Source organism: Halonotius sp. GCM10025705 (assembly GCF_042662885.1).
Taxonomy (GTDB): Archaea; Halobacteriota; Halobacteria; order Halobacteriales; family Haloferacaceae; genus Halonotius; species Halonotius aquaticus.
On record NZ_JBHSZD010000001.1, the window covers coordinates 2,191,652 to 2,204,829 of the forward strand.

The window sequence follows — 13,178 nt, forward strand, 5'->3', positions numbered from 1 at the left end:
GTAGCGAACCGAAACAACAGGAAAGAGAGCGGTGAGTTAGTCGGCGGTCGCTTCGACTTCCTCGCCCTCGTCGTCGACGTAGTAGGTCTCGATGAACTCCTCGTCGATCCGGTTGAGCTCCTCTTTCGGTAGCTTGCTGAGCAGCTCCCAGCCGAGATCGAGGGTGTCCTCAAGCTCGCGGTTGGTGTCGAACCCTTGGTCGATGAAGTCGGTCTCGAAGTCGTCAGCGAAGTCGAGATATTTGTTATCTCGGTCGCTGAGTGCTTCGCGGCCGACAATGTTGACCAGGTCGCGCAGGTTCTCACCCTCCGCGTAGGCGGCGTACATCTGGTTGGCCACGTCGCCGTGATCCTCGCGGGTCAGGCCCTCGCCGATCCCGTCGTCCATCAGCCGTGAAAGGCTGGGCAGGACGTTGACGGGCGGCTGAACGCCCTGACTGTTGAGGTCGCGGTCGACGTAGATCTGGCCCTCCGTGATGTACCCCGTCAGATCGGGGATCGGGTGGGTGTCGTCGTCGCCGGGCATCGTGAGGATCGGGATCTGCGTCACCGACCCCTCACGGCCCTGGATCCGACCGGCACGCTCGTAGAGCGTCGCCAGGTCGGTGTACATGTAACCCGGGTAACCACGGCGACCCGGCACCTCTTCGCGGGCGGCACCGATCTCGCGCAGTGCCTCACAGTAGTTCGTCATGTCCGTGAGGATGACAAGGACGTGGTAGTCCTTCTCGAAGGCGAGGTATTCGGCGGTCGTCAGGGCGAGTCGCGGCGTGACCGTCCGCTCGACGGCGGGGTCGTCCGCGAGGTTGGCGAAGACCACGGAGCGTTCCAGCGCGCCGGTGCGCTCGAAGTCGTCCATGAACTCGTTGGCCTCCTCCTGTGTGATGCCCATCGCGCCGAAGATAACAGCGAACTCGCTGCCCTCTTCGCCCTCTTCTTCCTCCTCAGGCACGCTGGCCTGCCGAGCGATCTGAAGTGCCAGATCGTTGTGCGGCAGCCCAGAGGCGGAGAAGATCGGGAGCTTCTGGCCGCGAACGAGGGTGTTCATGCCGTCGATGGCTGAGACACCCGTCTGGATGAACTCCTCGGGATACTCCCGGGAGTACGGATTGATCGCCGCGCCGATAATGTCCTCGCGGGATTCAGGGACGATCTCGGGGCCGCCGTCGATGGGCTGGCCCGTTCCGTCCATGACTCGGCCGAGCAGATCCTCGGTGACGGGCATCTTCAGCGTCTCGCCGAGGAAGCGCACGGATGCGTTGCGGTCGATCCCGCTGGTGCCCTCGAAGACCTGAATCGCCACAAGGCCGTCGCTGGACTCCAAGACCTGGCCGCGGAGCGTGCGGCCGTCGTCGGTCTCGATCTCGACGATCTCGTCGTAGCCGATCGGTTCGTCGACCTCGGCGTAGACGAGCGGTCCGCTGATCTCGTTGATTGTCTCGTACTCTTTCATTAGTACATCCCCCGCAGTTCCTCGGTGATATCGTCTTTGAGTTCCTCGATGAACGCCTCGTAATCCTCCTGGACGCCGATCCGGTTGATCCGCGGCGTGGAGTCAAGCGAGACGAGATCCTCGACCGGCACGCCGGCGTCGAGGGCCTCGAAGGCTTCGTCGTTGTACGTCTTGATCGTCGTCAGGATGAGGTGGGTCTTCTCCGGCGGGCAGAACGTATCCGTTGGGTGGAAGGCGTTCTGTTGGAGGTAGGCCTCCCGGAGGTAGCGGGCGATCTCAAGGGTCAGCTGCTGATCCTCCGGCAGGGCGTCCTTGCCGACGAAGCACAATCTCCTGGAGTTCGCTTTCCTCGTCGAGGACGTCGATAGCCCACTGGCGGATCTCCGACCAGTCCTCGGTGACGTTCTCCTCGAACCATGGATCGAGTTGATCCCGATACAGCGAATAGGACTCGTTCCAGTTGATCGACGGGAAGTGCCGGCGTTCGGCCAGATCCGCGTCGAGGGCCCAGAACGTTTTGACGATTCGCAGCGTGTTCTGGGTGACTGGCTCGGAGAAGTCACCGCCGGGCGGCGAGACGGCACCGATGACCGACACCGAGCCGGTCGTCCCGTTGGTGTTCTCGAAGAAGCCGGCTCGCTCGTAGAACTGGCTGAGCCGTGCCGAGAGGTAGGCCGGATAGCCCTCCTCGCCGGGCATCTCCTCAAGCCGGGAGGAGATTTCCCGCATGGCCTCGGCCCACCGCGAGGTGGAGTCGGCCATGAGTGCCACGTCGTACCCCATGTCGCGGAAGAACTCCGCGATGGTGATGCCCGTGTAAATACAGGACTCGCGTGCTGCGACGGGCATGTTTGAGGTGTTGGCGATGAGGCAGGTGCGGGCCATCAACGGGTTCCCGGTTTTCGGGTCGTCCAGTTCCGGGAAATCCTCGATGACCTCGGTCATCTCGTTGCCGCGCTCGCCACAGCCGACGTAGACGACGATGTCGGCGTCGGCCCACTTGGCGAGTTGGTGCTGGGTGACGGTTTTCCCCGAGCCGAACGGCCCCGGAATCGCCGCCGTCCCGCCTTTCGCGATCGGGAACAGCCCATCAAGGACGCGCTGGCCCGAAATGAGTGGCTTCGTCGGCGTCTTCTTCTCGACGGCCGGGCGTGGCTGGCGGACCGGCCACTCCTGGTGCATCGAGATCTCCTCGCCGTTGTCGAGTTCGACAACCGTCTCTTCGACGGTGTAGCTGCCGGATTCGACGGCGACGACCTCGCCGCCCTCGTAGTCCGGTGGCACCATGACCTTGTGGTCGATGGTGACCGTCTCCTCGACGATGCCGACCACGTCGCCGGCGGATACTTCGTCGCCTGCCTCGACCTCGGGCTGGAACTCCCACTCCTTGTCGAGGTCGATGCCGGGGGCGTCGACCCCACGGTCGAGGAACGCACTGTTCATCTTGTCTTCAGCACGTCGAGTGGGCGCTGGGTGCCGTCGTAGATGGCATCCAGCATGCCAGGGCCAAGGTCGACCGACAGCGGCTCGCCCGTGTTCTCGACGGGTTCGCCCGGGCCGACCCCGGAGGTCTCCTCGTACACCTGGATGGTTGTCACGTCGCCTTCGATCTCGATAACCTCGCCCATCAGCCCTTCGTCGCCGACATAGACGACGTCGTTCATCCGGGCGTCGAGATCGCGGGCGGTGACAACCGGCCCACTGACGCTTTCGATGACGCCGGTTGCGGCGTCCTGTTGGGTTGCTTGACTCATAGTTAGTCGTCTTCCTCCATCAGATCGATGCCGATGGCGCGTTTGATCTGTCCGCGGAGATCGCCGCTGCCCGCGCCGCCACCGAGGGTGACAAGCGTTGGCTCGACGCTGGTTTCGACTGCTTTCCGCGTCCCGCGGGACAGGTGATCGAGATCGTCGTCGTACATGACGATGATACCGACGTTCTCGTTGTCGAGAACACGCTCGACGGCGTCGTCAAGCGCGTCGTCCTTCTCGTCGTCGGGAACGTTTTCGAACGTCTGCACGCCGGCCAGCCGGAAGCCGGTGGTGAAATCCGGGCTGCCGATGACCGCGATCTCCTGGCTCATAGGATCACCAACTCCTGTTCGATGGCCGTCTCGCTCAGCCCGGCCTCGCGGCCGCGAGCGATGGCACGGATGTTGGTTACTTCCCGCTCCTTCATCAAGATGTAGGCTACGACCGGACAGATCGACAACGGATGGACGTTGCCGAGCTGTTTGGAGTATCGTAGCAACACACCCTCCAAGGCGCGCTCGAAGTCGATGAGGCTATCGGCGGCCTCCAGTTCATCGAGTGGCTCGGAGAGCTTTGTGCCGTACCGGCTCTCTCGGATCCGCGCGACGAGCTCGTCGGTGTTTTCGACCAGTGTCGTCATCTCGCTGGCCGAAAACAGCCGCCCGCCATCGATGAAGTACTCGCCGGGGTCGATCTCCGCGCCGCTGCGGGCAAGCCGCAGGGCGTTGCGAACGTTCCGGAAGTCGATCTCGGCTTCGAGGAACTCCCGGTAGAGATCGATCGCCTCCCCGCTGGGGAGGGTGCCGAGTAGCTGTTCGTAGAACGCCCGATCGACGGCGTTCTCCAGCGGCACCAGCGTCTCGCTCTCCTGGAAGTCCTCAAAGGCCGCGTCGACCGCGTCGCCGAACATCGTGCCATCGAGGACGGTCACGACATCTTCGACGGTGCCGGCCTCAAGCAGGCGGTTGATCAGGGCGTCGTCGAACTCGCCGGCCCGGATCATATCGGTCTCGACGGCCTCGCTATCTGCGTCAGTGTAGACGCCGCGGAACACCGTTTTGACGTTCCAGGCGTCGAATTTTCGCAGGTAGCGGGCGATGAGATCGTACAGCTGCCCCTCGGCGAAGCCCAGCAGTGCATCGAAGTGCCGCGCCAGATTGCGGTTCAGCGCGTACTCGATGAGGTCAACGCCGCTGTGGCGGCTGCCGAGGGCGTTGATCTCCTGTTCGTACTCGGATTCCTCCATGTAGCGGGCGATCTCCGCGGGACTCATCCGGACGAGCTTGCTGTACTCGTCGTCGTCGAACAGCACGCCCCGCCGGGCTCGCACCCGGGCGGTGACGTACTCGGGGTTCGAGCTACCGGGCGAGCCGGACGATGCGTTCATGCCGGGCGTGCTCATTGCTCGAAGAGGTGTTCTGAGAGTTCCTTCAGGTTCTCATCCCAGACGGTGTCGAGAACCGAGTCGAAGGTGTTGTTCACCCGAACGCGTGAGGTGTCGCTCTCGACGATCACGCCGCCGAGGCAGTCGCGCTCGCCGCCGAAGCTGAACCCGTCGTAGTCCGTCAGGATCCCCTCGATGAGTTCCTGATCGTCGCCGCGCCCGTAGACGGTGACGGTCGCGTCGTCATCGAACTCCGTCGCGGCGTTTGCGATGAGCGCTTCGGTAAGCGACTCGCGGCGGTCACCCGACAGCTCGACCAATGCGGCTTCGACCTCCTCGCGAACATCGGCGAGGACGTCCCGACGGGCTTCGAGCCGCTGCTGTTTGGCTTCGAGGTTCGCACTCGACAGTGCCTGTTCGCGCTCTTGGTCGATCTGCCGCTCGACCTCGGCGGCGCGCTCGTCTTTGATCGCCTCGGCGTCGGCCTCGGCCTCGGCGATGATGGCCTCGGCTTCCTCCTCGGCGTCCGCACGAATCTCCTCTGCACGCGCGCGGGCTTCGTCTTTGATGTCGTCTACGACGTGTTCCAAACTCATTGGTGAAAGGAACGCCCCGTTAGACGAGGAAGATCGCAACGAGTGCGAGGATCACGAGCGTCTCGGGCAGGACAGTCAGAATCAGGCCTCTGACGAACAGATCCTCGTTTTCGGCCATTGCGCCGACTGCGGCCGCACCGATGCCGCGCTCCGCATAGCCAGCGCCGAAGGCCGCCAGTCCAACACCGAGGGCAGCCGCTGCCGATGGGCTGAGTGCCGGGCCGCCGGATTGTCCAGTCTGCAGTACAACGTTACCGAGCTCTGATGCAAGTTCCAAACTCATGTATTGTGTCTCGTCCGCTCTGGTTGCGTTGGCTTGTCGCCGAACAGTTGCTTGTTGGTTTTACCGTGGGCATAAAGCTTCCCAAACCCACTGGTTGGAACGGTCATAGACGGTGATTTCGAGCGAATCCTATGGGAGCGGTTCACAGCCGCCTTCGCGGTTGCGAACGGCTCTCGGCCCACTCACTGCTGTGGTCACTCGATCTCAATGGGTACCGCAAAACCGCTGAGAGAAAAACGCCGTCGGGTGGTGTTATTCGTCGCTGGTCGTGTACGTCCGCTCGTAGCCGAACGGCGTGTACTCACGACCGCCGCCGTCGAAGAACTTCCCGAAGAACTCGACGTACTCAAGACGCACTGCCTGCAGGCCGGCACTCGTCACACCAAGCGCGAGGACGAGGATGTGACCGAGAACGAGGACGAGAATCCCGATCAACAGCGAGGCGGCTTCCCCGTGGACGAGTCCCGGGAACAACACGCCGGTGACCGCCTCACCGTGATAGGTGCCCTGTTCGAGGTAGTACGCCGGCGAGTGTTGAAGCCCGAAGTGCCACTCCGCACCGTGGCTCGTTTCGGTGACCCACACGCCGAAAAACAGGAGGTTGACCGTGAAAGCCATCCCCGCCTTGGCGAGCAGCACCGCCGCAAGTCGGGTGTACGACAGCACGTTGACAAGGACGTTCAGGAATTCGACGACCTCGATCGGCTCGCCGAGGGCCAAGAGGAACAGCCCGATGACGAAGACCAACAGCGGGATCGTGAATTCGCCACCAATCACCGGAATGCTGAACAGCCCCATCGCCGGGAAGCCACTGAATCCGAGTGGGAGCACACCCTCAGCAGCGAAGGTGGTGTAGATGAACTCCGGCACGGCACCGCGAACCGCGTCGCTGAAGACCCAGACCCACAGCCCATTCATCATCAGGATCCACGAGCCGTTTTCGTAGATCGCGTGTTTGAGGTCGTGAATCTGGAAGTCCTCGATGAAGCCGAGAATCCACGCGATATTGAGGTGGACAACACCGACGAGCACGCTGACGACGAGCCAGCCGCGGGCCCAGTCGGCACCAGCCGGCGAGAGACCCTTCTCTATCGGTGCGTGGGCAAGGCCGACGACGCCTTCCCAGAAGTACGTCGCAATCACGTGTAAGCCGAACAGCTCACCATAGAGAATCCCAAAGACAGCGGTGAACACACCGGCGGCGATGGTGACCCCGCCCATGCTCTTGAATCCCTGACTGTCGAAGGCCGTATACAGGTAGTAGCCGATCCCCATGTAGATGAGCCCGTAGCCGAGATCACCGATCATGAACCCGAAAAAGGCCGGGAACGTCAGAAAGAGGATGACCGTCGGATCGAACTCGTTGTACTTTGGCCGGCTGACGGCTTCGATGAGCACTTCGAACGGTTTGACGATGCCGGGGTTGCTCTGGATGATCGGCGGATCGTCATCGTTCATCGTGACCGCGCCACCACCGTCGGCGACGACTTCGCCGCCATCGGTAGCAGCCTCGGCATCAGCGTCAGCCGCGCTGCCGTGGTCTTCGACGTGCGCCTCGCCGCTTGATTTGAATTCGGCGCGCTCGATCTCGTCGACATCGACCGGGCCGTCGACCTCGCTATCGAGCGTGGCCGCAAGGTCGTCGTAGCGGTCGGTCGGAATCCAGCCCTCGGCGACGAAGGCGTTGGTCGTCGTCGCAAACGACAGTGGCGCCTCCTTCTTTTGGGCCTCGATGGCGAGATACTCCTCAGCCGCGAGCAGGAAGCCAGCCGACTCAGCTTTGACCGTTTCCAACTCGGCTTCGACCTCGCCGAGTTCGGCTTCGAGTGTTTCCTTTTCGCTTTCGAGGTCAGCGACGTACTGCTTGGGAGAGGTCTCGGCGTCAGGCACCGATAGCGTCGTGAACTCGACACCGACGAGTGAGTCGGCGATGAGTTCACTTGTGGGGTCGTACCCCTCGGCGGGCTGGGCGAAGATCGCTTGTGTGTCGCCGCCCGTGAAGATCTCGAAGCGGTTGATCGTCTCCTCGTCGTCGAGCTCCGCGGCGATGGTGTCGCGGTCGCCGTGGCCGACGAGGACAGCCAGGGAGTCGTAACCGCTCAGGAGAGCCAAATCAAGGCCGAGTTCGGCGAAGGGGGCGACCGCCTCGATCTCCTCGTTGATCTCGCGGATCTGGGTTTCAAGCTCGCCGCGCTGGTCGTCGAGGTCGTTGATCCGGTCGCGGAGCTCCGGCAGCTCGGCGTTGAGTTCCTCGCGGTCGACGATCCGGGTCTGGCCGGCGTCGCCGGCTTCGATCCCGAGCGTGCTTTTGAGCGCGCGAACGGTGACGAGTTGCTCGTTGGTTTCCTCCGCGCTCTCAGGAGCGGCCGCCGTCGAAGCCCTCCCAGGAGCCGTCGTAATCCGACAGATCCAGCAGGTTCAGCGCGTGGACAGCCTCGATGACATCGTCGATGACGCGTTTCGAACCCGTCACCGACACCTTGCTCATCTGCTCAGGTCTGAGCATTTACGGCCTCCTCGAAGCGGTCGATGGCCAACTCGACGGCCTCGTCGATCCGGTCTTGGGCCTCCTCGACGAGTTCCTCTCGGGCTGCCTCGCCCTCTTCGAGGATTTCCTCACGGCGGGCGTCGATCTCCTCGTGGGCCGCCTCCAGTTGGTCGGCCGCGTCCTGTTCGGCCTCCTCCTCGGCCGTCGTGCGGATCTCGTCGGCTTCGGATCGGGCCTCGGCGATGCGTTCCTCGGCGTCGGCTTCCGCCTCGGCAACGATCTCCTCGGCGTCGTCCTCGGCCGCCTTGATCTCGTTGAGAACCTCTTGTCTCGGCATGCTCACTAATCATCCGGAATTGCAGTAGCTGCATATAAGGTGTTTGCGGAACGTCTCGGCGGTTCGATGGGTCTGTGTCGGCTCCGTGTGTTCAGCAAATCCGTACCGTTATTGTCACGCCGCCCATAGGGAATATTGACATGGGAATCCTTGAGAACAAGGCCAGAGCGCGCCTGTTCTACAAATATCTCTCGAAGGTTTACGATACCATCAACCCCTTCATCTGGAACGACGAGATGCGCGACGAGGCCATCGCGTGGCTCGACATCCAGCCCGACGACCGCGTCCTCGATGTGGGCTCAGGCACCGGGTTTGCGACCGAAGGGCTGCTCCAACACACCGACAACGTGTACTGTCTTGACCAGTCGATCCACCAGATGGAGAAGGCCTTCGACAAGTTCGGCAAACACGACACGGTGAGGTTCCACCGCGGTGACGCCGAACGCCTCCCGTTTGCTGACGACACGTTTGATCACCTCTGGTCGTCAGGCTCGATCGAGTACTGGCCCAACCCGATCGACGCCCTCGAAGAGTTCCGGCGGGTCACCAAGCCCGGCGGCCGCGTCCTCGTCGTCGGCCCCGACTATCCAAACTCGGTCGTCATGCAGAAACTCGCCGATGCGATCATGCTGTTTTACGACGAAAACGAGGCCGACCGCATGTTTGAGACTGCCGGCTACACTGACTTCGAACACCATATCCAACAGGCCAGCCCCGGTAGCCCGAAGGCGATCACGACGGTTGCGACCGTCCCTGCGGCCCCGGCCGCAGACGGCGTTGCCGACGCAGCCACCGACCACGCCACGGCCGGTGATTCTGCGGCTGACTAACGTGTTGTCGCTGCTGGCTGCGTCTCAGAAAAACACGTCCTCGCGCTATTCGTCGATAAACTCGTTGTCGCGCCAGTCGACACCGTTTTTCCCGGCACTGTTCTGTGGGTTTTCGACGACCTCGACGGTTGCGGGTCGTTTTTCGCCCTCGACGATCCGTGTTGCTTCGAGCTCGCCGTCGTGTTCGGAGATCGCTGTCAGCGTCCCTTTCTCAGAGAGCTTGGCGATCTCGGTGAGCACCTGAAACATCCCGTACTGGACGGCGGTGTTCTGGAGCACGGTTTCGCGGTCGCCCTTGAAGCAGGCGAACTCGACGAGTTCTGAGGGGATCTCTTCTTCCTCCTCGTCGCCCCAGCTCGGCCCGCCGGCCCGCGGCGGTTCCTCCTCGTAGACCCGGGTTTCGGTCACGCTGGCTTTGAGTTGGGCTGTTGGGGTGTATTTGCTGAGGCTCTCGTCGCTGGCCTCGGCGTTGATGATTAACGTGTTGTTGCGTCGGGTGAGTGTCACCTCGTCGATCTCATCGGGGAGTGCTGGATCCTCCAGATACTCCTCAGGTCTTCGAGCGGCAATTCAAGCGTCGAGTGGAGACGGAATACGCGGCCTGTCATGATGTTGGATGGTGGTGTCGTCGACGTGGGTGCCGATACCTACCGACTGTAGGGCCCCCACTGGTATATGGGCTATCCTTTCGTGTCCGCCCGCGACCGATGGCTGTGGGCGGCGTCGCCAGCGACCTCGTGTGGGCTCAGGTCGTCAGCGTCGCTTCGAGTTCGCCGCGCTCGTCGAGTTCGGTCAGAATATCGCTGCCGCCGACAAACTCGCCGTCGACGAACGTTTGGGGGATCGTCTCCCAATCGCTGTGAGTCGATAGGGCTTCGCGGTATTCGTCGAGGGCGGGCAACACGTCGACGGTCTCAAACTCGGTGACGTGTTCGCTGATCAACTCAAGGGCGTTCGCCGAGTAGCCACACTGCGGCATCAGTTGATTCCCCTTCATGAACAACACCACATCGTTGCTTTCGATCGCCTCATCGACGCGTTCCTGGACGTTCTCGGCGTCCAGTTCGCTGTCGGGTTGGAAGGTCATACCACTCCATAGGAGCGACGGGGCCATAGGCGTTGCGTCCGGTTCCCTCTCCGGTTGCGCCCGCTGGCGGCCATCGGCACCCGTTGGAATCCGACACCTCCTTGTAGGCCGATGGAATCAGCCATGGGTATGAACGCGAACATCACCTGGGGCGGCGCGGGGCTCGTGTTGGCACTGGCCGGCACCGCGTTTGTCATCTCCGAAATCCAACACGGGATCGAAGTTGGCAACCCCTTGCCCGTCGCCTACGGCGGTGCGGTCGTCCTGGCAACCGTTATCGCCATCCTGTTGATCGTCCCGAGCATGCGATCGAGCAGCTAAGCCGATCGCTGACAGCCCCCTGTCGACCGCGACGCAAACGGGGGAGTTATTAGCGTCGCCACGAAGGAAGCGATGTGTTTCGCGTCGAGCTTCACGCCCACTCGGAACGCTCCCATGACGGCCGCGACCCCGTCGATCTGTTGCTCGAACAGGCCGCGGCTGTCGGACTCGACGCGCTTGCGATCACCGACCACGATGAGATCGACGCCAGCATCGAGGCCGCGGTGAGCGCACCGGACTACGGCCTTGTCGGCATTGTCGGTATGGAGGTCACCAGCGCGGTCGGCCATATTCTCGCCTTAGGCATCGACGAACTCGTCCCGCCGGGCCTCTCCTACGACGAGACGCTCGATCGCATCCACGATCAAGGCGGGATCGCCGTCGTCCCCCATCCGTTCCAGAAATCCCGCCACGGCGTCGCTCCGCATATCACCGACGACCAACTCGCTTCAGCCGACGCCATCGAGGTCTACAACTCCCGGCTGTTCACCGGCCGGGCAAACCGCCAAGCCGAACAGTTCGCCCTCGAACGCGAACTCCCGATGACCGCCGGCAGCGACGCCCACATCTCCGAGCTGGTCGGTCAAGCGGTCACCGAGGTCGACGCCGACGAGCCGACCGCCGACGCGATTCTCGATGCGATCCGCGGGGGTCGCACGAGCGTTATCGGCCACCGAACGCCGTGGCACGTTAGCCTCCGGCAGTTCGGCGGCGGCGCGAAACGCCGCGCCCAGCGGGCGATCCGTGAGTTGTTCCGATGAGGCAGCCACCACAGCCGCCGCTTCGCGGTGCTGACCCCGATGTTGTCCGCGCCGCGCTCGACGCTGGCGATCCGCTTCCTGGCGCGAGCAACGTTGGGCCGGCAGCGATGGACGGTTTCGGCGGCCGTCTCGACAACTGCCTCGTCCGGGATGTACTGGGACGCCAGCCGGTCTACAGCGAGGCCGACGCCGCCGACCCGACCGCCGCCGGCGCGTGGGCGTTCACGCCTGGCGACCTTGAGGATCCAGTTGTCGTCCCACCTGGTGGTGTTCGCACCGCCGCCGGCGACGAGACGAGACTCACGCTCCCGGAGCCGCCGGCCGCCGACAGCGACGCGGCGATGGCGGCTGTGACTGACGCACTCCTCGGCGCGCTCGGCGTCGACGACACCGAGAAGACGGCCACAGACGACGTTGCCGTCGCCTTCTCTGGTGGGGTCGACTCAGCGCTTGTCGCCAGCGGCTTCCCGGACGCGCCACTGTACGTCGTCGGCTTCGAGGGCTGCCACGACATCGCCGCCGCCCGCGAGGCTGCCGCCGCAATTGACCGCGCCGCCGACCTCACGGTCATCGAACTCACTCACGACGATCTGATCGACGCCGTCCCGCGGGTCGCTGCTGCGATTGACCGGACAAATCCGATGGACGCAACGATCGCGCTGCCGCTGCTCGTTGTCGCCGAGCGGGCCGCAGCCGACGGCTACGATCGCCTCGCGCTCGGCCAGGGGGCGGACGAACTCTTTGGCGGCTACTCGAAGGTCGTCGAGCCGGCCGACGATCACCGCGTCGACAGCGACACGGTTCGCGGCGCAGTGCGGGAGACGATCGAGACGCTCCCCGGCCAACTGGAACGCGACGTGTGTGGGCTCTCAGCCGCTGGCGTCGAGCCGGTGACGCCATTCCTCCAGGATCGCGTTGTCGACGCCGCGTTGCGGCTGCCCGGCAAATTGTTGGCGACGCCTGAGGCGCGGAAGGTTGCCCTGCGGCGGGTTGCTCGTGAGACGGTTGGCCTCCCGGACTCTGTCGCGGGCGCGGACAAGAAAGCGGTACAGTATGGCACCTATGTCAGCCGCGAGTTGGATCGCCTGGCTCGCCAAAACGGCTATAAGCGACGGATGGACGACCACGTTGGGCAGTATATTTGCGAGCTGTGTGACACTGAGACCTGACTTTTTCACTATCGCGGCTGAATCCCGGTCATGAATCGACGCGACGTGCTCACGGTCACTGGCGGGATCACACTGTCGACGACGCTGGCTGGCTGTTTCAGCGTCGAGCAGAACGAATCCGGGGGCAAACCGACGGAAACGAATCTGGAAGTTCAAGCGACGACAACGAACCGACAACCGCTGACGACGACAGCGAGTTGGATCTCCGCGAGGCCAACGTTGTGAGTGTCGTCGTCGATGACAACGGCGGAGCGAGTACGTTCACTGTTGGTCTCCACCACGACGACGCTGGCGAGGATGGCTATGCCGACTGGTGGCAGGTCGAAACGCTTGATGGCACACAACTCGGCCGCCGTGATCTCACACACCCACATGACGAACAACCGTTCGAACGATCCGGAACAATCGAAATCCCCGACGATGTGACCTGCGTCGTCGTTCGCGGCCACGACCAGACCCACGGCTACGGCGGCCGGGCGATCGTGGTAAATCTCGACTCTGGCGGGCAGAACGCGATTTTGCAGGGTTCGGAGCGACAGACCGTCAGCGAGAGCGACTGTCCAGCGTAGCGTCTCGCTGTGACTTCTGCCCGTGTGACACCGTCCCGCGGTGCGGCGAGTCCGAAGCGGTTAAACGGGCTTCGGGGATAGAACAGGCAACTCACTGCGGTAACGGGCTACCAGTGGGCACCCGGTTCGCCGGGACGAAATGTGGTCGGC

The 13,178-nt window shown here is 63.2% G+C and carries 13 protein-coding genes and 3 pseudogenes; 6 read left to right on the plus strand and 10 right to left on the minus strand.

Annotated features, from left to right (window positions below; translation table 11 throughout):
- Nucleotides 1-36 precede the first annotated feature (36 nt).
- From ACFQJB_RS12260 to ahaH, 8 genes and pseudogenes are all read right to left on the minus strand, one after another.
- A complete protein-coding gene (locus tag ACFQJB_RS12260; RefSeq protein WP_379727717.1) occupies nt 37-1,452 on the minus strand; it encodes an ATP synthase subunit B in 1,416 nt (471 codons plus the stop codon).
- A pseudogene (locus ACFQJB_RS12265) lies at nt 1,452-3,206 on the minus strand (ATP synthase subunit A). The gene ACFQJB_RS12260 and the pseudogene ACFQJB_RS12265 overlap by 1 nt, the downstream one beginning before the upstream one ends.
- 2 nt (nt 3,207-3,208) lie before the next feature.
- On the minus strand, nt 3,209-3,535 hold the full coding sequence (locus tag ACFQJB_RS12270; RefSeq protein ID WP_120101451.1) for a V-type ATP synthase subunit F: 327 nt from the start codon (nt 3,533-3,535) through the stop codon (nt 3,209-3,211).
- Nucleotides 3,532-4,590, minus strand: a complete 1,059-nt coding sequence (locus ACFQJB_RS12275; protein ID WP_120101792.1) for a V-type ATP synthase subunit C — start codon at nt 4,588-4,590, stop codon at nt 3,532-3,534. Before ACFQJB_RS12275 ends, ACFQJB_RS12270 begins: the two co-directional genes overlap by 4 nt.
- Before the next feature lie 11 nt (nt 4,591-4,601).
- A complete protein-coding gene (locus ACFQJB_RS12280) occupies nt 4,602-5,183 on the minus strand; it encodes a V-type ATP synthase subunit E (protein WP_379727720.1) in 582 nt (193 codons plus the stop codon).
- A 19-nt stretch (nt 5,184-5,202) separates the two neighbouring features.
- On the minus strand, nt 5,203-5,466 hold the full coding sequence (locus ACFQJB_RS12285) for a F0F1 ATP synthase subunit C (protein WP_142978655.1): 264 nt from the start codon (nt 5,464-5,466) through the stop codon (nt 5,203-5,205).
- Nucleotides 5,467-5,718: 252 nt separating this feature from the next.
- Nucleotides 5,719-7,972, minus strand: a pseudogene (locus ACFQJB_RS12290) (V-type ATP synthase subunit I).
- Nucleotides 7,959-8,291 (minus strand): ATP synthase archaeal subunit H, encoded by a 333-nt coding sequence (gene ahaH / locus ACFQJB_RS12295; RefSeq protein ID WP_379727722.1) that lies wholly within the window; start codon nt 8,289-8,291, stop codon nt 7,959-7,961. Before ahaH ends, ACFQJB_RS12290 begins: the two are co-directional and overlap by 14 nt.
- 140 nt (nt 8,292-8,431) lie before the next feature.
- On the opposite strand from ahaH, the gene ACFQJB_RS12300 reads away from it, so the two are divergent.
- Complete coding sequence (locus tag ACFQJB_RS12300; RefSeq protein WP_379727724.1) at nt 8,432-9,121, plus strand: methyltransferase domain-containing protein; 690 nt, start codon at nt 8,432-8,434, stop codon at nt 9,119-9,121.
- Between the two features lie 45 nt (nt 9,122-9,166).
- Here ACFQJB_RS12300 and ACFQJB_RS12305 read toward each other — a convergent pair.
- Both ACFQJB_RS12305 and ACFQJB_RS12310 read right to left on the minus strand, forming a co-directional pair.
- Nucleotides 9,167-9,729: pseudogene (locus tag ACFQJB_RS12305) on the minus strand (hypothetical protein).
- 137 nt (nt 9,730-9,866) lie between these two features.
- Nucleotides 9,867-10,208: a glutaredoxin family protein gene (locus tag ACFQJB_RS12310; RefSeq protein WP_379727726.1), complete on the minus strand. Its 342-nt coding sequence runs from the start codon at nt 10,206-10,208 to the stop codon at nt 9,867-9,869.
- Nucleotides 10,209-10,337: 129 nt separating this feature from the next.
- On the opposite strand from ACFQJB_RS12310, the gene ACFQJB_RS12315 reads away from it, so the two are divergent.
- The 5 genes from ACFQJB_RS12315 (at nt 10,338) to ACFQJB_RS12335 (ending at nt 13,028) form a co-directional block, all read left to right on the plus strand.
- Nucleotides 10,338-10,529 (plus strand): hypothetical protein, encoded by a 192-nt coding sequence (locus ACFQJB_RS12315; RefSeq protein ID WP_379727728.1) that lies wholly within the window; start codon nt 10,338-10,340, stop codon nt 10,527-10,529.
- A gap of 74 nt (nt 10,530-10,603) precedes the next feature.
- The gene (locus ACFQJB_RS12320) at nt 10,604-11,290 is read left to right on the plus strand and encodes a PHP domain-containing protein (RefSeq protein ID WP_379727730.1); all 687 of its coding nucleotides are present in this window, start codon (nt 10,604-10,606) and stop codon (nt 11,288-11,290) included.
- The gene (locus tag ACFQJB_RS12325; RefSeq protein WP_379727732.1) at nt 11,287-12,459 is read left to right on the plus strand and encodes an asparagine synthase C-terminal domain-containing protein; all 1,173 of its coding nucleotides are present in this window, start codon (nt 11,287-11,289) and stop codon (nt 12,457-12,459) included. The genes ACFQJB_RS12320 and ACFQJB_RS12325 overlap by 4 nt, the downstream gene beginning before the upstream one ends.
- A gap of 30 nt (nt 12,460-12,489) precedes the next feature.
- A complete protein-coding gene (locus ACFQJB_RS12330; RefSeq protein ID WP_379727734.1) occupies nt 12,490-12,684 on the plus strand; it encodes a hypothetical protein in 195 nt (64 codons plus the stop codon).
- Nucleotides 12,657-13,028 carry a hypothetical protein gene (locus tag ACFQJB_RS12335; protein WP_379727736.1) on the plus strand — a complete coding sequence of 124 codons (372 nt, stop codon included), beginning with the start codon at nt 12,657-12,659 and terminating at the stop codon, nt 13,026-13,028. The genes ACFQJB_RS12330 and ACFQJB_RS12335 overlap by 28 nt, the downstream gene beginning before the upstream one ends.
- Nucleotides 13,029-13,178 lie beyond the last annotated feature (150 nt).